The sequence below is a fragment of the Ectobacillus funiculus genome (assembly GCF_004138295.1).
Classification (GTDB): Bacteria; Bacillota; Bacilli; order Bacillales; family Bacillaceae_G; genus Ectobacillus; species Ectobacillus funiculus.
In genome coordinates this window covers 274,398-298,392 of record NZ_SCFM01000004.1, presented here as the reverse complement: position 1 = coordinate 298,392, position 23,995 = coordinate 274,398, and the positions used below count along the sequence as shown (strand labels likewise).

Sequence of the window (23,995 nt, the reverse complement as noted above, 5' to 3'; positions counted from 1 at the left end):
AGCGTATGGAACATCGCAGACTTGTAATTGCAGGAACCGGGAGCGGCGTCGGAAAAACGACGCTTACAATCGGGCTTATGGCAGCATTTCAAAAAAAGGGTTTCACAGTACAAGGATTTAAATGTGGACCAGACTATATTGATCCTACCTACCATACCGCTGTGACTGGAAGGCCGTCCCGGAATGTGGATAGTTGGATGTTATCACATGAAATGGTACAAGAAATTGTACAAAGAGGCAGTGAAGGAGCAGATGTTTCTATTATTGAGGGAGTAATGGGGTTTTTTGATGGAAAAAGCCCAACGAGCAATGCGGGAACAACAGCGGAAATTAGCATGATTACGAAAAGCCCGGTTATCCTTGTTGTGAATTGTGCCAGTATGGCGCGTAGTGCTGCTGCAATTGTGAAGGGGTTTCAATGCTTTGCAGAAGGACCAAATATTGTTGGGGTTATTGCAAATCGCGTTGGCAGCGAGGGGCATTTTCGACTGGTCCAAGCAGCAATTGAGCAGGAATGCGGCATTCCAGTTGTCGGTTATTTAAAAAGGGATGAAGAGCTTGCAATTCCAGAGCGGCATCTCGGACTTGTTCCATCGATCGAACGCGGGGAACTAGATTCATTTTTTCAACGATTAGGAGATCTCGTATTAGAAACAATTGATATAGAAAAGCTATATGAACTAGCGAAAGCACCTCAGTTGTCTGTTTCACATTCGCAATTTCAAAGAGGGGAAACCAAAAGCAACAGCGTACGTATTGCGATTGCAAAGGATGCATCCTTTAATTTCTACTATAAGGAAAATCTGGAACTCTTGCAATCATATGGAGCAGAGTTGGTGGAATTTTCACCGCTTAAGGGAGATGTTCTTCCTTCCAATATACATGGCTTGTATATTGGGGGTGGGTTTCCAGAAGAGTTTGCAGAGGAGTTAGCAGGACAAGAGGCAGTGAAGCAGTCGATACGGATAGCGATCGAAAATGGTCTTCCCACTTTAGCCGAATGCGGCGGTTTTATGTTTTTAACAGAAGCCATTGAGGAAACAAACGGCAGAAAACATGAAATGGTCGGTATAATTCCCGGAAGTGTGAAAATGCAAAATAAATTAGCTGCTCTTGGGTATCGTGAAATTACAGGAGCAGAAGGAAACTTTTTACTTGAGCAAGGTGTGAATGCCAAAGGGCATGAGTTTCACTACTCTGTGTTTCAGCCAAAAGGAGAGATTCCATATGCATATGAAACAAAGGGAATGCGCGGTAAGAAGAGGGAAGGGTATATGAAGGAGAATCTAATTGCGGGATATACGCATTTTCATTTCGGATCCTGTCCGCAAATGGTTGAAAGCTGGATTCGGCAATGTAAGGAGATAAACTATGAGTAAAGCCCTTCCGGTTATGTTTCAAGGAACGCATTCGGATGCGGGAAAAAGTGCAATTGTCACAGCATTTTGCCGCATTTTTTATCAGGATGGATTTAAAACCGTTCCGTTTAAATCACAAAATATGGCCTTGAATTCCTATATAACGGTAGATGGAAAAGAAATTGGAAGAGCGCAGGGCGTGCAGGCTGAAGCAGCTGGAATTATGGCAACGACGTATATGAATCCGATTTTAATTAAACCGACCCGTGATAATGAATCACAGATTGTTGTACATGGAAAGCCTTATAAAAACATGAAAGCTACTAGTTATAGATCGGAATTTTTTGAAACTGGACTACAGCTTATTCAGGAATCTCTGTCAGTTCTTTCTCATTCTTACGAGAGAATAGTGATTGAAGGTGCAGGCAGTCCTGCAGAAGTCAATTTGAATGATAGAGAAATGGTAAATATGCGCATTGCTCGCATGGCGAACGCTCCTGTTGTGTTAATTGGGGATATCGAAAAGGGAGGGGTTTTTGCCAGTTTAGTAGGAACACTTCAACTGCTTGAGCCGCAAGATCGTGACCGTGTCATCGGCGTCATTATCAATAAATTCCGGGGAGATATGAGTCTGTTAGAGCCAGGACTTAAGTGGTTTGAGGCATATACAGGGAAGCCGGTACTTGGTGTTGTTCCATATTTGCATCATTTAAATATAGATGCAGAGGATTCGGTTATTTTACATCAATATACAGCGCTGCGTAATACTGATAAGGAGCTGGATATTGTAGTCATTCAATATCCGAAAATCTCAAATTTCACGGATATTGACCCGTTTTTTGTAGAGTCGGATTGTGATGTTCGCTTTGTAACAAGAGCAGATCAACTAGGAGAACCCGATCTTATCATTTTGCCGGGGAGCAAAAATACAATCGAGGACTTTTTGTTTATGCAAGAGAGCGGAATCGCGGATAAGGTAGTATCCTTATATGATAGAGGGAAATCTCTAATCTTCGGTATTTGCGGCGGGTATCAAATGCTAGGACAGCATATTCATGATCCGTTTGCTGTAGAATCACCGGAATTATACACAAAAGGTCTGGGATTGCTGCCTCTCTCGACAACTATTACGCAAGAAAAAACAACTGTATTATCAGAAGGTATCTTGAAGCTTTTCAATAAAGATATAAGTGTAACAGGCTATGAGATTCATATGGGAGAGTCGGAAGTCCATGATATGTTTGAAGCTCTTATTCAAACAGAAAATGGCAAGGAAGGCTGTAAAAGTCCTGATGAACAAGTAATAGGTACATATTTTCATGGCATATTTCATAATGATGCATTTCGTGAACTGCTGTTAAACCGTATTCGCGAGAAAAAAGGTTTATCGCCGATACATGACCGTGTTTCGTTTAATAGGCTGCGCGAAGAAGCGTTTGACCGATTAGCTGAACATGTCAGAAACCATGTTCAAATCGATGTGATTGAACAAAAAATGGAGGAATTTCAAAGAAGGGGGATAGAAGTACAATGAACGTTACAGCTCACATCCAACCTGTAGATAAGGAAAAGGGCTGCCGTGCGAGGGCTTATATTGACACATTAACAAAGCCCCAGGGAAGCCTTGGCAGATTAGAAGAACTAGCAGTGCAACTTGCTGAAATAACAGGCGAGGATTTCCCTCTTGTTACGCCCCCGGGAGTTATTATATTTGCTGCAGATCATGGTGTTGTAAAAGAAGGTGTTTCTGCTTTTCCACAAGAGGTGACTGCGCAGATGGTAATGAACTTTGTAAACGGTGGTGCGGCTATCAATGTGTTCAGCAGACAAATCGGTGCGATGCTTGAAGTTGTAGATGTTGGAGTTGCTGCAGATATAGCTGCTGACGGTATTGTTCATAAAAAGGTACGATATGGAACTAGGAATTTTTGTGAAATAGATGCGATGGCACGTGAAGAAGCAAAGCAGGCACTTCATATCGGGTATGAACGCGGAGAAGCGATGATTCATCGTGGCGCTAAATGCCTCATTTTAGGGGAGATGGGGATTGGAAACACGACGGCAAGTAGTGCGATTGTGGCTGTACTAAGCGGAAAGGATGTTGCCGACCTGGTTGGTCGCGGGACAGGCATTGGTCAAGAGACGATTGCTCATAAACAGAAGGTTATTCAACGAGCAATTGAAGCGCGAAAGCCGGACCGAAATGATCCAATCGATATACTCGCGAAGCTTGGAGGACTAGAAATTGCTGCTATCACAGGTGCGATACTGGCGGCGGCAACGCATCGTGTTCCGATTTTGATTGATGGTTTTATTTGTACGACAGCTGCTTTATTAGCAAAGGAAATGTGTCCGGATGCAGTGGATTATATGGTGATTGGACATCGTTCTGCTGAAATTGGACATGAAACAGCGGTACATTTGCTGGGAAAAAAGCCGATTTTAGACTTAGGATTTCGCCTAGGAGAAGCCAGTGGTGCGGCTGTTGCGTTTCCTATTCTGCAGTCGGCATCTCTCATGCTTAAAGAGATGGCAACATTTGATTCAGCAGGGGTATCCAATCGAAAATAAAGATAAAGAGCGGTGATATATAGTGGAAAAAGGTATGGTATATCTTGTCGGAGCGGGACCTGGCGATCCTAAGCTTATTACAGTGTATGGGATGGAATGTATTCAAAAAGCTGATGTCATCTTATATGACAGACTAAGCAATGAAAAGCTTTTACAGTATGCAAAGAAGGATGCAGAGTTGATTTTTTGCGGCAAGATGCCAGGAAAGCACGAGGTTGTGCAGGAGAAAATCAATCAATTACTTGTCGAAAAGGCATTGGAGGGGAAGGCTGTTACACGTTTGAAGGGCGGAGATCCATGTGTGTTCGGACGTGTTGGCGAAGAAGCGGAGGTATTGGTGCAGGAAGGGATTCCATATGAAATTGTCCCTGGGATTACGTCAGGAATTGCAGCCCCTGCGTATGCTGGTATTCCTGTTACACATCGAGATTATGCTTCCTCCTTCGCGATTGTAACGGGACACGGTCGGTCTGAAAAGGGAGAAGACTATATTAATTGGGCAGCTCTTGCGCAGGGAATCGATACCATCGCCTTTTATATGGGAGTCGGCAATTTAAAGTATATTTGTCGAAAGTTAATTGAACATGGTAAACGTCCAGATACAGGGGCTGCGCTCATTGAATGGGGAACAACGGAAAAACAAAGGACTGTCACAGGGACACTGGAGACAATTGAGAGTAAAGCGGAAGCTGCGCAGATCACGCATCCTGCTATTGTTCTTGTGGGGGACGTTGTGAAGCTAAGACCAAGATTACAATGGTTTAAAGAAGGCTGTGCAAATACCGGCGATTTGTTTATAGATGCTCTTGAGGAAGCAGCAATAAAAAATTAGGAAAGCATTTGCACAAGCCTCCTTTGTGAGGGAAATCTGGTGCATGTATAAGGGGGAGGAAAAATGGGGGCTCAAAAGCAACGTGGGCTGACGCTTATATATACAGGCGATGGAAAAGGCAAAACAACTGCGGCTCTTGGACTTGCTATTCGTGCAACCGGACAAGGAAAGCGGGTATTAATGATTCAATTCATTAAATCTCCTGACAGGATGTCTGGTGAAAAAAAGATGTTTCAGCAAATTGGTATCGAGATGCATCAAACAGGGATTGGTTTTACTTGGACAAAAACACCTGAGGAGCATCGGGAGGCATTGCGGCAGGCGTGGGAGTTTACGAAGGAAAAAGTTTTTTCAGGTGTGTATGATGTTGTAATTTTAGATGAATTAAACAATGCCCTTGCGATTACAGGATTTCCAGTCGAAGACGTGCTCCCGTTGGCGGAGGTAATGCATCTCATTCAAACTCGCCCGGCCTCTATGCACCTTGTGATAACGGGACGCTCTGCTAAGGATGAAATTGTGGAAATTGCCGACCTAGTAACAGAAATGAAGCCGATTAAGCACTACTATGATGAAGGTGTTCCGGCTGTGAAAGGGATTGAATTTTAGTGGCCTGGATTGAAGCTCATGGACATGGCGGAGATATGCTTACCGCAGCAAGCGTATTCGGGCTGGAAGATAGGGCGTTTCTTGATTTTAGTGCAAACATTAATCCGCTTGGACCACCGCCGCGGGTGATGGAGCTGCTGCGCGACCAGCTTTCAGCAATTGTACACTATCCAGATCCATCTCAAAGGCTGCTAAAAGAGAAGCTTGCTGAGAAGCTGCATATTTCATCTGAACATCTTGTAATTGGCAACGGTGCTGCAGAATGCATGGCTGTTATTCTTCTTGCCCTGCAGCCGAAAAAGGTTGGAATTGTAAATCCATGTTTTTCTGAATATGCCCAGCTGGCAACGGCATTTGGTGCACAGGTTGTTTCGTGTGAGGGGAGATGGGAGCGTCATTATCAGCCTCATTTACCTGATTTATTTCAGCTGCTTAGTGAAGCTGATCTTGTATTTATTGGCCATCCGAACAATCCGACCGGTGTTGTATATACGAAGGAAGAGCTGACTCAAATCGCTGAGCAGGCAGCGAAAACAAATACATACTTGGTTGTGGATGAGGCATTTCTTGATTTTCTGCCCCGCAGTGAACAAGTCACGTTGCTGCCGAATTTAAATATGCACAGGCATGTGATTCTCGTTCGCTCTATGACAAAGTTTTATGCCATTCCTGGACTTAGGCTCGGTTATGCAATCGCGCACCCGGAGCTAATCGGGCAAATGAAGAGCAAACAAGTGACGTGGAGTGTGAATCAATTAGCCCTTGTGGCTGGTGAAGCTTGCTTAGAAGAGCATGGATACGAAGAAAAAACGATTGGGCTTGTACGTAAGCAAAGGGAGTATTTGAAACAACAGCTTGAGGAGCTGGGGTTATTTGTATTTCCAGGACAAGCAAATTTTTTGCTAGTGCGTCTTCAAAATGGAAGAACCGCCGCTGATGTGCAGTGGGATATGGGAAGAAGAGGGGTCTTAATCCGGTCTTGCGCCATGTATCCCGGTTTAACAGTGGATGATTTTCGGATTGCTGTTCGTACGAAGGAAGAAAATGATCAGCTTTTGCACGTTTTGAAAGAAATTTTGTAGGGGGAACAATATATGAGCTTCGTCTTGATTACAGGGGGCGTGCGCTGTGGAAAAAGTGCATTTGCTGAGCAGCTTGCTGCTATGCAATCAGATTCTGTTCTCTATGCGGCATTCGGGGTAGTAACAGACGAGGAAATGAAGAGTCGTATCGATGCGCATAAAGAGCGACGCCCTAAGCATTGGGGGGTATGGGAAGACACGGATAGTCTAATCATTCCGAACAATATTTTTTCTGGGTATCATGTAGTTTTAGTAGATTGTTTATCAACTTGGCTCGCCAATCGCTGCATGCAAATCCCTGAATCAGAATATAAGCAGCCATTCCATAGAGAATGTATACGAGAGGAAGTTCGGGAATGGCTGAAATGTATAAAGCAGTCCAATCAGCATATTATTGCAGTATCGAGTGAGGTTGGACTAGGCGGGGTTGCAATGTCACCGCTAGGACGTTTGTTTCAAGATCTGCTTGGGGAAGTCAATCAGTTGGCCGCAGAGCAGGCAGATGAGGTGTATGCTGTATTATCGGGTATTCCATTGAGGTTAAAAGGATGAAGGCATTTTTAAGCGCACTTATGTTTTTAACAAGAATCCCTGTTCCTTATATAAGTGTGACGGATCGGGACTGGAAGCGGAGTTCTATTCATTTTCCGTTCATCGGTTTGATCATTGGAGGCTTGTTATATGCTGAAGCAATGGTGTTAAAGCAAGTATTTTCCCCTTCTGTTTCGGTCTTTTTTATTATACTTACGTGGATTTGGATTACTGGGGGACTGCATATAGATGGATGGATGGATTTAGCGGATGGGCTTGGTAGCAATCGAAGCAAAGAGCGGATGCTTGAAATTATGAAGGATAGCCGCGTCGGTGCAATGGGGGTCATTGCCGCTATTTGTTTGATTGGCGGAAAATTTATAGCTGCGCATGACCTTTTTCAGGAGAATCTTTTTTTTGTTTTGATTGTTTCTCCGTTATATGCGCGATTGTTTCTCATTGGTGCGATTAAACTTTGGTCATATCGCAAGGAAGGCGGTTTAGGAGCAGGATTGCGAGAGGCGATTACGCTGCCCATTCTTTTGTTTCATTTCGTATGGATTGCAGGTATTACCTATGTCATGCTAGGCGCAAAAGGAATTCTGTTATTTCTAAGCACCATCGTACTTGGCAGCGGATTTACGGCGAGTATTTATCGGAGATTGCAGGTGCTCACGGGAGATTGCTACGGAGCCATCGTCGAGTGGTGTGAAGTAACATCTCTTTTTCTTGCTATTGCGATATGGAGGTTATTTTCATGAAAATCATATTTGCGAGACATGGAGAAACTGATGAAAATGCAGCCCGTCGCTATCTTGGCCATTTTGATGCACGTTTAAATGAAACAGGCCGTCAGCAAATCCATCGTTTGGCGAAGCATGTCAGACAGGTGTACGGTAAGGAAATCACTCGTATTTACTGCAGTGACCTGTCTAGGACAAGGGAAAGCGCAGAAATTATCGGAAGTTACTTGCAGCTGCAGCCTGTTTCTATACATGCGTTACGCGAGCTGCACTTTGGAGATTGGGAATGTGAAACATACGATAGCATTCGCGAACGGGAATTATTGCAAGAATGGATACAAAATCCCTTTCAGATTGCTCCTCCACACGGTGAAACATTGCAGCAACTCGGGAATCGAGTCGATACTTGGTTGTCCCATATATTGCTTCATGAGAAGGACGATGAAACCATTCTCGTTATGAGCCATGGAGGACCAATCCGCTGGGTTTTGGCGAAATGGATTTTGAGAGATCTGCAGGAATTTTGGAATGCAGAAGGAGTCAAACATGGCAGTAGTCTTGTAATAAAGCTTGGACGTGACGGCAATTCCTGTGCCATAATAGATAGAATGACATGGAATGAATGATGGAGGACAACAGGTGCAGCCGTTTCAACATAATAATTACTATACTTCAAGTGTGTGGCCGGAATTATATATATACAAAAAAGGGGATCATTTGTTGATTCCTTTTCCATTTTTATTAGAAACAATTAGCAGTGCAGTACATAGAGGGGGCTTCGGACAAGCAAGCCATTTTATAAACTGGCAAGTTCCGCTTGATTATAGCGCTGTTGACCCAATCGGGCATATGGGGCAGCAAGTAGAAGAATGGGGATATAATCCGGAGGAAGCAGTGGCATTGCAAACAGCAGCGAGAATTGATCTTGCTTCTGTGCAGGAGGAGAGCGGAGACGGATTTCGGATGGTTTGCTGCGTCACAGCAGGGATTGGAAACCGTGCTAGAGCAGGGAAACGGAGGCGAACGTTTCCGGCATATCAATGCGGGACGATTAATACATTTTTATTTATCGACAGCTGTTTAACTCCCTCTGCGATGGTAAATGCAATCATTACAGCGACAGAAGCAAAGGCTGCTGCGCTGCAGGATTTACATGTTAGGGATGAATCAGGCGAGTTTGCAACGGGCACGACAACTGATGCGGTTGTGATAGCTGTTAGTCAAAACAGACAGGAGTACCCAGTCCATCAGTTTGCTGGAACTGCTACTACAATCGGAAATGCAATCGGTCGTCTCGTATATGATGCACTTTATGAGACAGTGCATAACTTAGGAAGGGGATAGAGAGTGTTTACAAATTGTATATGTATTGGGCTTGCGTATATTGTGGACCGTCTTATTGGAGATCCACGTGTGCTTCCTCACCCAGTTATTATGATTGGGAAGTGTATAGCCCTATTAGAAAAGATTATAAGAAGGCTGGTTGTACAAGAACGAATGCTCAAATTAGCTGGAATTTTGTTCCCCCTTCTTATTGGTGGAGGAGCTTTTTTTGTCGTTACATTATTACTCGACATTCTCCGTCTATGGAGCGGTTGGCTTGGGTTTGCGGCAGAGGTTTGGATCGTGTCTACGACGATTGCTGTGAAGGGGCTGGGAGATGCGGCAATGGAAGTTTATCGTCATTTGCAAAATGGTGATTTCCAAAAAGCGCGGCATAGCTTGGGGATGATTGTTGGACGAGACACAGCTGATTTGGATGAAAGTGAAATTTCACGCGGTGCTGTAGAAACAGTGGCCGAAAATATTGTAGATGCTATTATTTCTCCGTTATTTTTCGCACTCATTGGTGGAGCGCCTCTTGCGATGGCATACAGAGCTGTAAACACGCTCGATTCTATGGTCGGATATAAAAATGAAGCATATCGTAACCTTGGCTGGGCTTCGGCGAGAATGGATGATGTGATGAATTATATACCTGCTCGTTTAACAGGTGTACTCATTATGGTAACCTGTTTCTTTATGAGGTTAAATGTGCGGCGCGCATGGACAGCGATTCGTCGGGATGCGAAACTTCATCCAAGTCCAAATAGCGGGATTCCAGAGGCGGCTGTTGCAGGAGCGCTTGGCATTCAGCTTGGAGGTACAAACTTTTATCAAGGAATCCCATCCCATCGAGCAAAAATGGGGGAGCCTCTTAGATTGATACAAAAGCAAGATATTATCCTGACTGTTAGGATTATGAATATAGCGGCAACAATATGTGTCGCTGTTTTATGTGTGATTGGCGTACTATTTGTAATCTGAGTGGAAAAGAAGGAATAGAGGTTTAGTGATATGAAGATAGGGAGTGGAAGTTGCAGTGGAACATTTGGCGAGCTTGTGCAAGGCGTGATAGAGGAACGCCCTTTTTTAATTACACTGCCAGTTAAGGAGTTAAAAAGCAGTGCTTTATTTGTGCCAGATCGGAATGCCACTGATATTGTGACTGTATGGGGCAGACAAAAGGCAAGAATGGCGTGTGAAAAACTTTTAAAAACCTTTGGTATCAAGATAGGGGGATATTTGCACATTCGCTCCAATATTCCAATCGGAAAAGGAATGGCTAGCAGTTCTGCTGATATTATCGCAGCAGTGCGAGCGGTATCCGATAGTTATTCCCTTCCTGTAACAGAGGAACTTATTTCACGCATAGCTGCGGAAATCGAGCCTACGGATGGCGTGATGTATGAAGGTGTAGTTGCTTATGATTACTTAAATGGGCAGTTAATTGAAGCATTTGCTTCGCTCCCTCCCTTTATTCTGATCGGTTTTGATGTAGGAGGGAGTGTTGACACAGTAGAGTTTAATCAACATAAGAAAGAATATAGCAAGAAGCACAAGAAGAAATTCCAACAAGCATATGAGCTTGTAACCGAAGGAATAAGGAGCGGGAACTTTGCTTATCTTTGTGAAGCCGCGACAATAAGTGCACGTATCAATCAGCAGTTATTACCAAAGCCGTACTTTGATGAGTTAGAGCAGCTGGCCCAGCAGTACAATGGAGGTGTGGTTGTCGCCCACAGCGGCACTGTGATCGGGATTTTACTAAATGCACAGCTGCCTAATATTCAAGCGATTACTCGAGAAATTAAACAGAAGATCCATTTTTTAATGGGAACCAGTATATTGCAATTTTCTTAAATTATCTAAGGAATCCAAAGGAGGACGAGCCTGTGTAATGCTCGTCCTATTTGCTAACGACGATGCTCTACAAGGTCAATTACCCCTAGTACAACGTGAGCGAGTCCAAATCCAAATACAGTGTTTGAGACCATAGGGCTTACTTTCCGATTTTGCTTCAGCGCATAACCAGTAGCAGAAACCGCTGTACCTAATACAGTTGGAATTAAACCTTCGCGAATGTTCAAGGTATTTCCCTCCCCATCGTACTTAACAAATGTATGGCAACCCATGTCTGAGTACCAAAATTAGTTTTTGTTTATTGCTTAAAAACATAAGTGTAGGTTATTGGAAGCACTTTTTCAGGGACTATCTAGATGAAATTGGAAGTGCCTATGAGCAGAGAGCAGGAAATAATAAAAACGATGACTTTGAAAGGAAGGAATGCTATATGTCGTTAGAATGGTTTGACCGAGTTACTGGAGAGCTGCAAGATTATTTGGAATCCATTTGTGAGAAGTACGATCAAGCTGGTCATATGACAATCGACAGAGGTGCCAAACATCCGCGAATTGAGTTTTTTGTTGAGATGGAGGATAACGAGCGTGACTATTTTTGCACCCTTTTCTTCGATCCATATAATGAAGAATTCTATATGGAGTCATTAGACATAGAGTTTGATCAAACGTCCAGAACGATTTTCAAGGATATTGAAGACATTGTTGATGCTGTTCATGAGAGTTTTCATCAGTATGTAAGCGAGGATATAGACCTAGACGAAGATGAGTATATGGTTATGGAAGATGATGAAAACGACCTAGATGATACGGATATGTACGAGGAAATAGATGCCGAGATGTATGAGGAAATTGACGTGAGGTGGACAACCCCTGAGGTAACTGCTTACGCTCATGAAGATGATGTAGAGATTACGTATCAATTTGGGATTGTAGAGGAAACAGGGGATGGAGTACTCCGCCGTGTAAATCGTTTAATAACATCTGACCGCGAGTTAATTGAGGATGAAACGAATTTTGTTTTCAGCAAAGAAGAGGCGAGCACGATTATTGCAATGATTGCGAGTCATATGGACTCTTTAAGTGAAATGGATTATGAACACTAGATAAAACGGAAGCAAGGCTTTTTTAAGAAACAAGTCGGTATTTTGGACCTTCATTTGAAGGTCCTTTTCTCGTGTTCACTAGTGTTTGAGTAAACGTATCAAAATCAAAGTATTTGCAGAGTATTGCAAGCCTTAATCCTTTTCACTACTTCAATTTAGTAATTGGAAGATGGAAGTAAAAGACTAAAAAAGCAGTGCCTACAAAACAAAGCAGCCATGCCCACAGAGGTCTGGTGTGATGGATACGGAACCCGATAAACATAAACACCCAAACAACAATCGACCACCAAATATTCCAACCGTTGTGATAAGTTGTTATCTTCGTACATACAAACATCCATTCAATTAAAGAAAACACTACGACCCAAGAGATAAGATAAGTTAACTGCCTGGGCAGTCGTGAGTTGTAAGGATATCGTGAAAGATATAGTAAGACAATGGCGGGGTAGTTTAGAAATTTCATAAAAATATCAGCTAGTACATGATTGGGAATGAATAATGTTTTTTCGAAATGCCAAAGCGAATGATTATAAGTTAGTATGGTGATGAGAAAGTTCACAATTATTGTAAATAGTATAGTCGGGTAATATTTTCTCCAATCTCTCCAATTACCGAAACGCCAAGCTGCAAATATGGTTAAGAACGCAACTACTAGCGTCATATAGGAACTAATTATATGTAACACCAACTGTCCTCCGGTCATCATAACCACTTTTGATTTAGTATTTACAAACATTAACATGTTTTATAAGGCTAAGCGTCTCAGTAGAGTATGATTTAGTTTTAAAATTAAGAATGCTCCTTTTATTAACGTCTCTTCTAATAATGAATGGTTATGGTAAACTGACATGTATGAAATATGCATCATTTTTAACCTATATTTGTAAAATTAAATAAGGACACACTTAAGATAAGAAATATGATCTTAAGAATTGAGGGTGACTAAAATTAAAAATAAATTTTCAATTGGAGAAATGTCAAAACTGCATAATACTACAATTAAAACTCTGAGATATTATGATGAAATTGGGTTGTTGAAACCGATTCAAATTGATGAAAATAACGGATATAGATACTATTCAACGGAACAATTTGAACAACTGAACACGATTAACTATTTAAAGGATTTAGGCTTTTCTTTAGGAGAAATAAAAGTACATTTAGAACATAGAAATATTGATGATTTTTTAGAATTGTTAGAGAAACAAAAAGAATTAACGGAAAATAAAATTAGAGAATTACAAAGAATCAACAACAGATTTCAAAGTCGAATTGCAGACATTCAGCATGCAAGGAGAATTCGAGAGTTAGGGATTGCCATCATCAAGGATATTAAAGAAAGGAAAATAGCACGGTTATTAGAAACAATCAGCTCAGAACCAGAGCTGGAGATTTCCTTGCGGAGACTAGAAAATATGTCTAACATGCATTCTTCTGTATTTATTGGAGGAGTAGGACTAACCATTGCTAGCCGTCAGATAAAAAATGAAAAGTTTGATGAATATAACTCAATATTTATTTTAGTGGATAAAGATGACATCCGAAATGAATTTGTAACAACCCTTCCACAGGGGAAATATGCTTGTATTTATTATAGGGGAAATCATAGTGATTCCCCGGAGTATTACAGAATCTTATTAAATTACATAAAAGAAAATGGTCTGCAAATTATTGGTGACTCAATAGAAAGAACGATAATTGACCATTATATTTCAAAAAATAAAGAGGATTATCTTACCGAATTACAAATACCAGTAATCTGATTGACCCTCCCCTTACAGGAGGGTTTATATTTATTTGTAAAGGAAAATTGAAAGGAGTTCTCTAAATGTTTGACGCAGCAACAATATTATTATTTATCGGCACATCCATTATCCTAATTGTGATTCCTGGACCAGACCTGATTTTTACGATTACACAAGGAATGACCAATGGAAGAAAAGCTGGGATTGTCACCGCAATGGGATTAAGTTTAGGAAACATCGTACACACTTTAGCAGCAGCACTCGGTCTGTCGCTTATTATTAAAACTTCGGCGGTAGTATTTACTATCTTTAAATCGTTAGGAGCAATTTATTTGTTTTATCTTGCTTTCCAAGCGATAAAACATAGAAAAGAAGCGATTCAGCTTCATTCTGAAAGCAACAACGAGTCAAAAGATCTTTTTCTCAGAGGATTATTAATGAATATTTTGAATCCAAAAGTAGCGATTTTTTATCTCACCTTTCTGCCTCAATTTATAAACTATAAATTATCCAATGTTCCCTTGCAGATGTGTATGTTGGGATTGATTTTTATTGTTTTAACTGCGATTATATTTAGCTTATTAGGATACTTTGCAGGAAGTTTTCGTGACCGATTATTACAAAATCCACGTTTTAGTGAATACATGAATATGACAGCCGCAGTTATTTTTATTGGATTGGGAGCAAAGCTTATCACAACTGACATATAATGAATCATTTTCAGATGTATGACAGCCGACCATGTGATGCATTATATTTGTAATTGGTAAATACCTTGAGGGATGTCTCTTAAGGTATTTTTGTTTAAGGCGAATTCGCTAATCACCTTAATTATAGACAAGCATACAATTTACGCTTGTGAAGAGGGAAAGCTATATCTACATAACAAGAAAGGAGAGATAATGAATGGAGCAGGGAAACGAGTATACAATTGTCGGTACGGATATAAAAGAAGTGAAGCGTCTCAATGCCCAGTCCGGTCTTAGTTATAAGCAGGTAAAGGAATTGTTAGCCCAAACTGGAGGGCGCGGAACGGCAGTTTACAGCAATACAAATATGGAAGAAGTTAGAAAACAATTGGAACCGAAGAGCAGGCATTAGAGAAGTTTCGAAAACCATTTTCTTATGACGGCTTATTAATTAAATGTTAGAGCGGAAGAGTTGTCTTGCTTCAATTGACTGATTATAGAGTGCTTGGTCCGTTGAAGTAAACACTCTTCGGTTCAAGAGTTGTTTTTGAGGAAGTGATCCGGTGTGATGGGAACTTATAAAGTTTTTTGCACCAGAAAATATAAGTTTCTAGCTAGAAGCGAATTCGACGTAGTCGGAAATTTTAGGAATACAGTGTAAGTAGGGCTACGTCTCTGTCTTCGCCCAAGAGCAGGACTCGCCAATCAGCGAGTTTTCTTTACACTGTAGGAAAGTATAAATTTCTAGCTAGAAGTGATTCGACGTAGTTAGAAATTTTAGGAGTACAGTGTAAGTAGGGCTACGTCTCTGTCTTCGCCCAAGAGCAGGGCTCGCCAATCAGCGAGTTTTCTTTACACTGTAGGAAAGTATAAATTTCTAGCTAGAAGTGATTCGACGTAGTTAGAAATTTTAGGAGTACAGTGTAAGTAGGGCTACGTCTCTGTCTTCGCCCAAGAGCAGGGCTCGCCAATCAGCGAGTTTTCTTTACACTGTAGGAAAGTATAAATTTCTAGCTAGAAGTGATTCGACGTAGTTAGAAATTTTAGGAGTACAGTGTAAGTAGGGCTACGTCTCTGTCTTCGCCCAAGAGCAGGGCTCGCCAATCAGCGAGTTTTCTTTACACTGTAGGAAAGTATAAATTTCTAGCTAGAAGTGATTCGACGTAGTTAGAAATTTTAGGAGTACAGTGTAAGTAGGGCTACGTCTCTGTCTTCGCCCAAGAGCAGGGCTCGCCAATCAGCGAGTTTTCTTTACACTGTAGGAAAGTATAAATTTCTAGCTAGAAGTGATTCGACGTAGTTAGAAATTTTAGGAGTACAGTGTAAGTGCAACTACGCCTCTGTCTTCGCCCAAGAGCAGGGCTCGCCAATCAGCGAGTTTTCTTTATAACTATTAATAATCATATTATTTTTATATTAAAAGTAATAATTAATATAAACCTGTGTCGTATATATGAAGATACAGCTTCGGTCGCCCCTTAAGATACGCCTCTTAATAAAAATACTTGTATCAAAATTACCTTGAGATTAAGAAATGGTTGATAAAGAGCTCGGCAATAGGGAGATTTGGCCAGAATGTGAAAAAATAATGGAGGGTTTATGTCAAAAATACAGAGAATTTATGAACTCTATTTTAGTGTGACATACATCACAGACCAATTAAACCTCTAAGCACTATGATTACCTTGCTAGGAGGAATCATACAAAAATATCAAAACTGAAAACTGTGTTTTGAAAGGAGATGCACCAAGTGAAAAACCGAAAGCTCTTTCATTTTTTTAGGCTTTCCCTATTGGCGGTAATATCTGCCGTATTATTATCCGGGTGTGATGAACGCTATATTGTCCTCAATCCGCAGGGCCCGGTTGCGCAACAGGAGTATGATTTAATCATGTTATCTACGATTCTTTGTGCCGTAATCATCATACCTGTTTTAGCAATCTTTATCTATATCGTGTACCGCTATAGAGACAAGCCTGGTAACAAAGCTCCGTATACACCAAATTGGGATGACAGCAAAATACTTGAAATTGTATGGTGGGGTATACCAATTGTTATTATTGGCATTCTTGGTTTTTATACAGCGAAGACAACCTATGCGTTACAAAAACCACCTGCAAGCGATGTTAAACCGATTACAATTCAAGTTACTTCCCTAGATTGGAAATGGCTATTCCAATATCCTGATCAGAATATTGCAACTGTTAACTATGCCGAAATTCCTGCCGGAGTACCTGTTCATTTCGTATTAACGGCTGATGCCCCTATGAACTCGTTTTGGGTGCCACAGTTAGGCGGACAGGCATACACAATGCCGGGGATGGCTATGAAACTATGGCTGCAAGCTGACAAACCGGGAACATATTTTGGATCAGGTGCTAACTTTACTGGTGAAGGGTTTGCCCATATGCAATTTCAAGTAGTAGCTAAATCGCAGTCAGAGTTTAACGCATGGGCGAATAAAGTTAAACAAACAGCACCAGTCTTAACAAAGGATGGCTATAACAAATTAGCAGAAAAAGGACTGGCTAATAAAACAGAATTCTCATCGTATCCAACAAATCTATTCAATGAAATAGTTGATAAAAATGGTGGGGAATATATGAAACAACATATGAATCAAACTGATATGACTAATATGACCGATATGCATAGTATGCATGATAAATAAACAAAGCGGACGGGAGGAGGAAAAATAGATGTTAGATAAATTGAAGGATTTTGCTTCTGAATTTTTTGTAACCGGAGATCCAATGATTTATGGAGCGGATGTTGCCATTGTTCTCGTTACGCTTAGCATTCTATTTGTTCTTACGTATTTTAAAAGATGGGGATGGCTATGGCGCGAATGGCTGACAACCGTTGACCATAAAAAGATTGGAATTATGTATATATTATCATCGCTCCTTATGCTTTTTAGAGGAGGGGTAGATGCTTTATTAATGCGTCTGCAATTAGCTTTCCCAAATGTTCAATTTTTAGAATCACAGCATTACAATGAGATTTTCACAACACATGGAACAATTATGATTTTATTTATGGCTATGCCTTTTATGTTTGGTTTATTTAATATTGTTGTGCCGTTGCAAATTGGGGCGCGAGATGTAGCGTATCCATATTTGAACGCTGTCAGCTTTTGGTTCTTTTTCTCCGGTGCAATGCTTTTTAATCTATCCTTCATAATAGGGGGATCTCCTGATGCAGGATGGCTTAGCTATCCGCCATTGTCTGAACTGTCTGGAAGTCCAGGACCTGGACAAAACTTCTATATTTGGGGTATCCAAATTTCCGGTATCGGAAGCTTGGCAACGGGAATTAACTTTATCGTAACAATCTTGAAAATGCGTGCTCCAGGCATGAAATTAATGAAAATGCCGTTGTTCACATGGTCTGTGCTTTCTAGCTGTATTACAATTATCATTGCTTTTCCAGTGTTAACTGTTTCCCTTGCCTTATTATTTGTTGACCGTTTCTTTGGAGCTCACTTTTTTACAGCTACAGGCGGCGGAAATCCAATGATGTATGTTAACTTGATTTGGATGTGGGGACACCCAGAAGTATATATCGTAGTACTCCCGGCATTCGGTATTTACTCTGAAATCGTAAGTACTTTTGCGAAAAAGAAAATTTTTGGATATAAATCTATGGTATTTTCCATGATGCTTATTAGTGTTTTTTCCTATTTCACATGGGTGCATCACTTCTTTACAATGGGGGCAGGCGCGGATGTAAATGCATTCTTCGCGATTACAACAATGGCTATCGGGATTCCAACAGGGGTAAAAGTATTCAACTGGCTATTTACACTGTTCCGCGGACGTATCCGAATGACGCAGCCTATGCTATGGACATTGGCTTTCGTTCCGTGTTTCCTTGTTGGCGGAGCAACGGGTGTTATGCTTGCAGTTGCACCAGCAGACTATCAATATCATAACAGCTATTTCTTAATCGCTCACTTCCATCAGGTATTAATCGGTGGTGTTGTCTTTGGCTACTTAGCTGGATTATATTATTGGTGGCCAAAAATGTTTGGATTTAAGCTTAATGATCGATTGGGAAAATGGGCTTTCTGGTTATGGAATATCGGCTTCTATGTATGCTTTATGCCGCAATACGCATTAGGCTTCATGGGAATGACTCGCCGTGTGTACACATATGGATGGGACATGGGGTGGGCGCCTCTTAATCTTGTTTCAACAATCGGTGCATTCTTCATGGGGATTGGCTTCCTTTTCCAAGGCTGGCAAATCATTTATAGCATCAAACATGAGGAACGCGATGTAACAGGAGATCCTTGGGATGGCCGCACATTAGAATGGTCGATTCCATCTCCGGCTCCGCTCTACAATTTCGCTGTTGTTCCACATGTAAACGAGGCTGATGCCTGGTGGGCAATGAAAGAAGAAATGGAAAAAATGGGGGCAAAGAAGGAAACCCGTGCTATAGAACCGATTCATATGCCGAAAAATTCCGGTATTCCATTTATTATGTCAATTTGCTGGTTTATTGCCGGATTCGGTTTAACTTTTAACTGGACTTGGATGGGAGTAACCGGATTAATAGGTGTCGGAATTTGTTTATTAGCACGCTCTTTCCAATATGACAAGGATTACTACATCCCGATTGATGAAGTGAAACGAACTGAAGCCTCATTAGGGAGGGCAATGTAATGGCACACACAGTTTCTCATACGGAACATCACAATCATGGTCATCATGAACGTGAGATGACAACGTTAGGATTTTGGATTTTTCTTGTAACAGACTGTATTTTGTTTGGTACTTTATTTGCAACCTATGCAGTGTTGTATACTCATACCGACGGTCATTTAACAGGACGCGAGCTGTTTGAAGTGCCTGGATTTACAATAGAAACATTTATTCTCTTAACAAGCAGCTTTACAAGTGGATTAGCATTATTAGCGATCAATAAAGAGAAAATGAAGCCGTTTATGGGTTGGCTTATTATTACCGTGCTTCTTGGTCTGTTCTTTGTGGGATTAGAAATCAATGAATTTGCCAAAATGATTGCGGAAGGAGCGAGCATTTCTACAAATGCTTTCCTTTCCTCATTCTTTACGTTAGTAGGTACACATGGTCTTCACGTTTCATTCGGTATTATTTGGATGCTTGCGATTATGATCCAAATTCGCAAGCACGGAATGAATGCTGTTACAAAACAGAAAGTGTTTATTGTAGGATTATATTGGCATTTTCTTGATGCTGTATGGATTTTCCTATTTACTGTTGTCTATTTAATGGGGGTGATGTAATATGTCTCAGCACAACAACCATAGCCCAGAAAAAAACTATGTGCTTGGGTTTATTATCTCCATCGTATTAACAATTATTCCTTTGGTGCTTGTAGTAAATCATATACTGAGTAAAGGAGTTCTAATCTTTTCGATCTTAGCGATAGCAGTTCTTCAGCTTTTGGTTCAACTCTTTTTCTTCATGCATGTGAGAGATGGTGAAAAGCCTGGCTATAATAAAATGGCTTTAATCCTGGGAGGTATTGTGGTTTTTACCATTGTAGCAGGCTCTATTTGGATTATGTCGTTTAATTCACAAGTGCAGTAATCGTACTGGTGAAGCTAGATTAATATATTGATTTAAGCTAGAAATGGGGATAGTGCAGGTGCGCTATCCCTGTTCTTCATTCTTCTCAATGGAAGGGGCAAGGATGGGGGAGAACTGTAGGAACCGCAAAAAATCTCGTTATAACCGACAAGTTGATAATCTGAGGAACTTACCATAATCGATATTTGTTGATAACAGGTAGCTGTGAAGCATGTAGTATTGAGCATTATAGCGTTTGATAGCATCTGAAAATCAACAAGGATATAAAGTAATGGCTGATATATTGTATTGGGGGGCTATATGATTGAAACCGATACCTTCTTGTTGGCAGAAGAACAAAGTGAAAAGGAAAAGTTCTTATTGAGTGAAAATAGCTGTCTGTTTTAGATTTTAGGTTCGTACTGTTGCCGGGATCTGTGCAAAAGGCAGCCTTTCTTAATTAAAAGGGTGAATCGCACCTCTCTATTTAAAATTTTAAGAGAGAAAGCGTTGACAGGGAACAAAAGAGGAAAGTATAATACAGTACAGGAACCGATACCACATTCTTTAATGGAATGATTGATCTTATCTAAATTTATTTTACTTCGTTTTGGAACCGGTTCCCGAGAAACTTTAGATGTTTTACGGTGCGAATATATGAAATGAATCGAGAATTTGGTTTCTCTTTTTAAAAATGGAGCACAAAAACTAAGCATATATTTTTTGTGATTTTGAGGAACCGATTTCATATATAGCTAAGCTCCTTAATCATCTAACATACTACCGTCATATGAATACGCTATTGGAGGGAACGATATGAAGAAGAAGTGGTGGCAAAAAGAAGTTATTTATCAAATTTACCCTAAAAGTTTTTATGATTCCAATAATGATGGAATAGGCGATATAAAAGGGATTACACAAAAATTAGATTACTTACAGTCTTTGGGGATTACGATGGTGTGGATTTGTCCCATTTATAAATCTCCTATGGCTGATAACGGATATGACATCTCAGACTATTATCAATTGAATCCAGATTTCGGAGATATGAAAGATCTGGACGAGTTAATTGTGAAAGCAAAAGAAAAAGGAATTAAAATTGTCCTTGATCTAGTAATAAATCACACATCAGATGAACATCCATGGTTCCAAGATGTATTAGAGAATCCATACGATAGTAAATATAGAGATTACTATATCTTGAAATCTGGTAAAGATGGTCACCCCCCTACGAATTGGCGCTCTGTTTTTGGGGGCAACGTATGGGAGCCTTTGAAGAATACGGGTGAATATTACTTTCACTCTTTTCACAAAAAGCAACCAGACCTCAATTGGGAAAACAAAAAGGTTCGAGAAGATTTATATAAAATGGTTAATTATTGGCTAGACAAAGGAATTGCCGGCTTTAGGGTGGACGCAATCACGTTTATTAAAAAAGACCAAAATTATGATAATATTCCGGCTGACGGAGTAGATGGTCTTGGAAAATGCACAAAGAAGACTCGTAATCAGCCGGGTATTGCAGAATTTCTTCATGAATTAAATGATGAAACCTTTGCCAAATATGATTGTGTCACCATTGGAGAAGCTCCTGGTGTACCTTATGAGCAATATGGTGATTATATTGGGAACAATGGCTACTTTTCAATGATTTTTGATTTTAGATATGCGGACCTTGATGTAGCTTCGGGCAGTGAATGGTTTAAGAGAATTGATTGGAATGTACTAGATTTAAAGAAATTAATCTTTACTAGTCAAAAGGAAATCCAAAAGGCAGGCTGGGGAGCAAACTTTTTAGAGAATCATGATCAGAATCGTTCCATAAGCAAGTATATAAAAGAGGAAGGAGAGCGAAACTTCTATTCTGCGACAATGCTAGGGGCAATGTTTTTCTATCTTCGAGGAACACCTTTTATCTACCAAGGTCAAGAAATTGGAATGACGAATTTTAAGCGTAAAAGTATTGAAGAGTTTGATGATATTTCAAGCATTGATCAGTACTATCGGGCCATGGATGAAGGATTTACTGCAGAAGAGGCATTGCACTTTATAAACTTGCGAAGCCGTGATAATTCAAGAACACCATTTCATTGGAATGCCGAGAATTATGGCGGTTTCTCAAAAGTCAAGCCTTGGCTAGGGATGACTGAGAATTACAAAACGATTAATGCAGCGCAACAAGAGCAGGATCCGGATTCTATCCTGAATTTTTATAAAAAAATCATTGGAGTTAGACAGGCAAATGAATGCTTAATTTATGGAGAGATTGAGCCAATTTTAGAAGAACATCCAACGATTGTAGCGTATAAACGCAAGTTAGAGACGAAAGAAGTCGTTTGTTATTTCAATTTTTCATCCAGGACTCAAAAAGTAGAGTTAGCGGATAACAAATATGATGTTTTACTAAACAACTACAAAGAAGAAGCAACGTTATATGAAAAAGAACATTCTTTACAACCATATCAAGCATTAGTACTCCTAAAGAAAGAAGAGAGCCATCATGAGTGAAAATAAATACGAACGTATAGGAAAAGAACTTGTAAATGTTATTGGTGAGGATAATATTGAATCGTATGTTCATTGTGCAACGCGATTACGTTTTTCTGTGAAAGATCGTGAAAAGATTGATGATGAAGCAATTGAAAGAATTGATGAGGTTAAAGGCGTATTTTTTAATGCTGGTCAATATCAGGTTATTCTCGGTACCGGTACGGTCAACAAAGTTTACTCTGCCCTAAGAGGGAATCAACCCCATCAAGAGGATGAGCGACAGAAGAAGGAAGCTTCATCTAATAGCAAAGACAAGGGAATCAGAAAGGCTGTACGAACGTTAGCTGATATCTTTATTCCGATTATTCCGATCATTGGAGCAACGGGTTTATTCCTTGGGTTAAAGGGGGTGCTATTCAGTGATGCCATCTTAGGCTCAATGGGCATGAGCGTTAATGATGTTCCAGATTATCTGCGAACACTCCTATCAGTTCTGACAGACACAGCTTTTGCCTTTTTACCAGCCTTAATTTGTTGGTCTGCATTTAGGAATTTTGGCGGTATGCCTATCATTGGTTTTGTACTAGGGTTAATGCTTGTTTCTCCTGCCCTTCCTAACGCGTATGCGGTAGCGGATATCAATAGCGGAGTAAAGCCCATTATGGCTTTCGGTTTCATTCCGGTTGTTGGTTATCAGGGTAAAGTGTTAACAGCGCTTGTGATAGGGATTCTTGGGGCAAAATTGGAGAAAAAGCTGCGGGCTGTCATGCCGAATGCCCTAGATTTAATCTTTACTCCGTTCTTTGTTTTATTGACTATGATGGTTACTGGTTTACTTATTTTAGGGCCTTTATTGCATTTTGTGGAGATGGGCTTGGTAACGGTTATTACACAGCTTATTCATGCTCCTTTTGGGATTGGGGGACTATTGATTGGACTTTTGTATCCGCTTGCGGTTATGACAGGAATGCATCATTTATTTATTGCTGTCGAAACAACATTGCTTGCGAATACGGGGTTTAACCCTCTAATTACACTTTGTGCGATGTACGGATTTGCGAATGCTGGCACTTGTCTGGGGATTACGCTAAAAGCGAAAAAAAGCACGGTAAAAGTGGCCGGGTTGAGTGCAACCCTTACGCAATTGCTAGGTGTTAGTGAACCGGCTTTGTTTGGAGTTGTTATGAGGTATAGCATGAAACCGCTATATGTTATGATTGGCTGCTCGGCTGTTGGGGGCGCAATCTTATCCATCCTAAATATTAAAGCTAATTCATATGGTTTGGCTGTGCTTCTTTCTCCTTTAATGTACATTTATGAGTGGAATCAGCTGATCGTTTATATTGTGGTTTCCGCTCTGGTTTTTACTGCCGCATTGATCATTACCTACTTATTTGCAGTTCCAAAAGAAGTTATGGTAGAAGATCGAAGCCAGAAACTAAGCAATGCAAGTTAATAGCTGCAAAATGGAATGAATCTATTCGCTAAAAACGAGTTGCTAG

24 protein-coding genes are annotated in these 23,995 nt (G+C 40.6%); 22 read left to right on the top strand and 2 right to left on the bottom strand.

All coding sequences use genetic code 11. The features are described 5' to 3' along the window. The first annotated feature begins 5 nt into the window (after nt 1-5). From EP737_RS02935 to EP737_RS02880, 12 genes are all read left to right on the top strand, one after another. Nucleotides 6-1,379: a cobyrinic acid a,c-diamide synthase CobB gene (locus EP737_RS02935; RefSeq protein WP_129726412.1), complete on the top strand. Its 1,374-nt coding sequence runs from the start codon at nt 6-8 to the stop codon at nt 1,377-1,379. Beyond that, on the top strand, nt 1,372-2,892 hold the full coding sequence (locus EP737_RS02930; protein WP_129726411.1) for a cobyric acid synthase: 1,521 nt from the start codon (nt 1,372-1,374) through the stop codon (nt 2,890-2,892). The genes EP737_RS02935 and EP737_RS02930 overlap by 8 nt, the downstream gene beginning before the upstream one ends. Beyond that, the gene (cobT, locus tag EP737_RS02925) at nt 2,889-3,929 is read left to right on the top strand and encodes a nicotinate-nucleotide--dimethylbenzimidazole phosphoribosyltransferase (RefSeq protein WP_129726410.1); all 1,041 of its coding nucleotides are present in this window, start codon (nt 2,889-2,891) and stop codon (nt 3,927-3,929) included. The genes EP737_RS02930 and cobT overlap by 4 nt, the downstream gene beginning before the upstream one ends. 22 nt (nt 3,930-3,951) lie before the next feature. After that, nucleotides 3,952-4,761 carry a uroporphyrinogen-III C-methyltransferase gene (cobA, locus tag EP737_RS02920; RefSeq protein WP_129726409.1) on the top strand — a complete coding sequence of 270 codons (810 nt, stop codon included), beginning with the start codon at nt 3,952-3,954 and terminating at the stop codon, nt 4,759-4,761. A 63-nt stretch (nt 4,762-4,824) separates the two neighbouring features. Then, the gene (gene cobO / locus EP737_RS02915) at nt 4,825-5,370 is read left to right on the top strand and encodes a cob(I)yrinic acid a,c-diamide adenosyltransferase (protein ID WP_129726408.1); all 546 of its coding nucleotides are present in this window, start codon (nt 4,825-4,827) and stop codon (nt 5,368-5,370) included. 35 nt (nt 5,371-5,405) lie between these two features. After that, a complete protein-coding gene (gene cobD, locus EP737_RS02910; RefSeq protein WP_129726684.1) occupies nt 5,406-6,452 on the top strand; it encodes a threonine-phosphate decarboxylase CobD in 1,047 nt (348 codons plus the stop codon). Between the two features lie 12 nt (nt 6,453-6,464). Beyond that, nucleotides 6,465-7,004 (top strand): bifunctional adenosylcobinamide kinase/adenosylcobinamide-phosphate guanylyltransferase, encoded by a 540-nt coding sequence (gene cobU / locus EP737_RS02905; protein WP_129726407.1) that lies wholly within the window; start codon nt 6,465-6,467, stop codon nt 7,002-7,004. Next, nucleotides 7,001-7,744: an adenosylcobinamide-GDP ribazoletransferase gene (gene cobS / locus EP737_RS02900; RefSeq protein ID WP_129726406.1), complete on the top strand. Its 744-nt coding sequence runs from the start codon at nt 7,001-7,003 to the stop codon at nt 7,742-7,744. Before cobU ends, cobS begins: the two co-directional genes overlap by 4 nt. Continuing rightward, the gene (locus tag EP737_RS02895; RefSeq protein ID WP_165350685.1) at nt 7,741-8,352 is read left to right on the top strand and encodes a histidine phosphatase family protein; all 612 of its coding nucleotides are present in this window, start codon (nt 7,741-7,743) and stop codon (nt 8,350-8,352) included. Before cobS ends, EP737_RS02895 begins: the two co-directional genes overlap by 4 nt. Then, a complete protein-coding gene (locus EP737_RS02890; protein WP_129726404.1) occupies nt 8,345-9,070 on the top strand; it encodes an adenosylcobinamide amidohydrolase in 726 nt (241 codons plus the stop codon). The genes EP737_RS02895 and EP737_RS02890 overlap by 8 nt, the downstream gene beginning before the upstream one ends. A 3-nt stretch (nt 9,071-9,073) precedes the next feature. Further along, nucleotides 9,074-10,033, top strand: a complete 960-nt coding sequence (gene cbiB, locus EP737_RS02885; RefSeq protein WP_129726403.1) for an adenosylcobinamide-phosphate synthase CbiB — start codon at nt 9,074-9,076, stop codon at nt 10,031-10,033. A gap of 30 nt (nt 10,034-10,063) precedes the next feature. Beyond that, nucleotides 10,064-10,909: a GHMP family kinase ATP-binding protein gene (locus EP737_RS02880; protein ID WP_129726402.1), complete on the top strand. Its 846-nt coding sequence runs from the start codon at nt 10,064-10,066 to the stop codon at nt 10,907-10,909. Nucleotides 10,910-10,962: 53 nt separating this feature from the next. Here the strand turns inward: EP737_RS02880 and EP737_RS02875 are convergent, their stop codons facing one another. Further along, entirely contained in the window at nt 10,963-11,136 is a 174-nt protein-coding gene (locus tag EP737_RS02875; RefSeq protein ID WP_129726401.1) for an asparagine synthase, read from the bottom strand. Nucleotides 11,137-11,339: 203 nt separating this feature from the next. Between EP737_RS02875 and EP737_RS02870 the strand changes: the two genes are divergently transcribed. Continuing rightward, complete coding sequence (locus EP737_RS02870; protein ID WP_129726400.1) at nt 11,340-12,011, top strand: hypothetical protein; 672 nt, start codon at nt 11,340-11,342, stop codon at nt 12,009-12,011. A 145-nt stretch (nt 12,012-12,156) separates the two neighbouring features. On the opposite strand, the gene EP737_RS26795 is transcribed toward EP737_RS02870, so the two are convergent. Then, the gene (locus EP737_RS26795) at nt 12,157-12,672 is read right to left on the bottom strand and encodes a CBO0543 family protein (RefSeq protein WP_425455840.1); all 516 of its coding nucleotides are present in this window, start codon (nt 12,670-12,672) and stop codon (nt 12,157-12,159) included. Between the two features lie 277 nt (nt 12,673-12,949). Here EP737_RS26795 and EP737_RS02865 point away from each other — a divergent pair, with 277 nt between their 5' ends. The 9 genes from EP737_RS02865 to EP737_RS02825 all read left to right on the top strand — a co-directional run bounded on the left by EP737_RS02865 (nt 12,950) and on the right by EP737_RS02825 (nt 23,949). Next, a complete protein-coding gene (locus tag EP737_RS02865; protein WP_246040164.1) occupies nt 12,950-13,774 on the top strand; it encodes a MerR family transcriptional regulator in 825 nt (274 codons plus the stop codon). Nucleotides 13,775-13,839: 65 nt separating this feature from the next. Beyond that, nucleotides 13,840-14,466 carry a LysE family translocator gene (locus EP737_RS02860; RefSeq protein ID WP_129726399.1) on the top strand — a complete coding sequence of 209 codons (627 nt, stop codon included), beginning with the start codon at nt 13,840-13,842 and terminating at the stop codon, nt 14,464-14,466. 196 nt (nt 14,467-14,662) lie between these two features. Continuing rightward, nucleotides 14,663-14,857, top strand: a complete 195-nt coding sequence (locus EP737_RS02855) for a gamma-type small acid-soluble spore protein (protein WP_129726398.1) — start codon at nt 14,663-14,665, stop codon at nt 14,855-14,857. 1,329 nt (nt 14,858-16,186) lie between these two features. Beyond that, complete coding sequence (qoxA, locus tag EP737_RS02850; RefSeq protein WP_129726397.1) at nt 16,187-17,116, top strand: cytochrome aa3 quinol oxidase subunit II; 930 nt, start codon at nt 16,187-16,189, stop codon at nt 17,114-17,116. Nucleotides 17,117-17,144: 28 nt separating this feature from the next. Continuing rightward, entirely contained in the window at nt 17,145-19,115 is a 1,971-nt protein-coding gene (gene qoxB / locus EP737_RS02845; protein WP_129726396.1) for a cytochrome aa3 quinol oxidase subunit I, read from the top strand. After that, nucleotides 19,115-19,717: a cytochrome o ubiquinol oxidase subunit III gene (cyoC, locus tag EP737_RS02840; protein ID WP_129726395.1), complete on the top strand. Its 603-nt coding sequence runs from the start codon at nt 19,115-19,117 to the stop codon at nt 19,715-19,717. The genes qoxB and cyoC overlap by 1 nt, the downstream gene beginning before the upstream one ends. A gap of 1 nt (nt 19,718) precedes the next feature. Continuing rightward, nucleotides 19,719-20,024 carry a cytochrome o ubiquinol oxidase subunit IV gene (cyoD, locus tag EP737_RS02835; RefSeq protein WP_129726394.1) on the top strand — a complete coding sequence of 102 codons (306 nt, stop codon included), beginning with the start codon at nt 19,719-19,721 and terminating at the stop codon, nt 20,022-20,024. 795 nt (nt 20,025-20,819) lie between these two features. Beyond that, nucleotides 20,820-22,511 (top strand): glycoside hydrolase family 13 protein, encoded by a 1,692-nt coding sequence (locus EP737_RS02830; RefSeq protein WP_129726393.1) that lies wholly within the window; start codon nt 20,820-20,822, stop codon nt 22,509-22,511. After that, nucleotides 22,504-23,949, top strand: a complete 1,446-nt coding sequence (locus EP737_RS02825; protein ID WP_129726392.1) for a PTS transporter subunit EIIC — start codon at nt 22,504-22,506, stop codon at nt 23,947-23,949. The genes EP737_RS02830 and EP737_RS02825 overlap by 8 nt, the downstream gene beginning before the upstream one ends. The last annotated feature ends 46 nt before the right edge of the window (nt 23,950-23,995 follow it).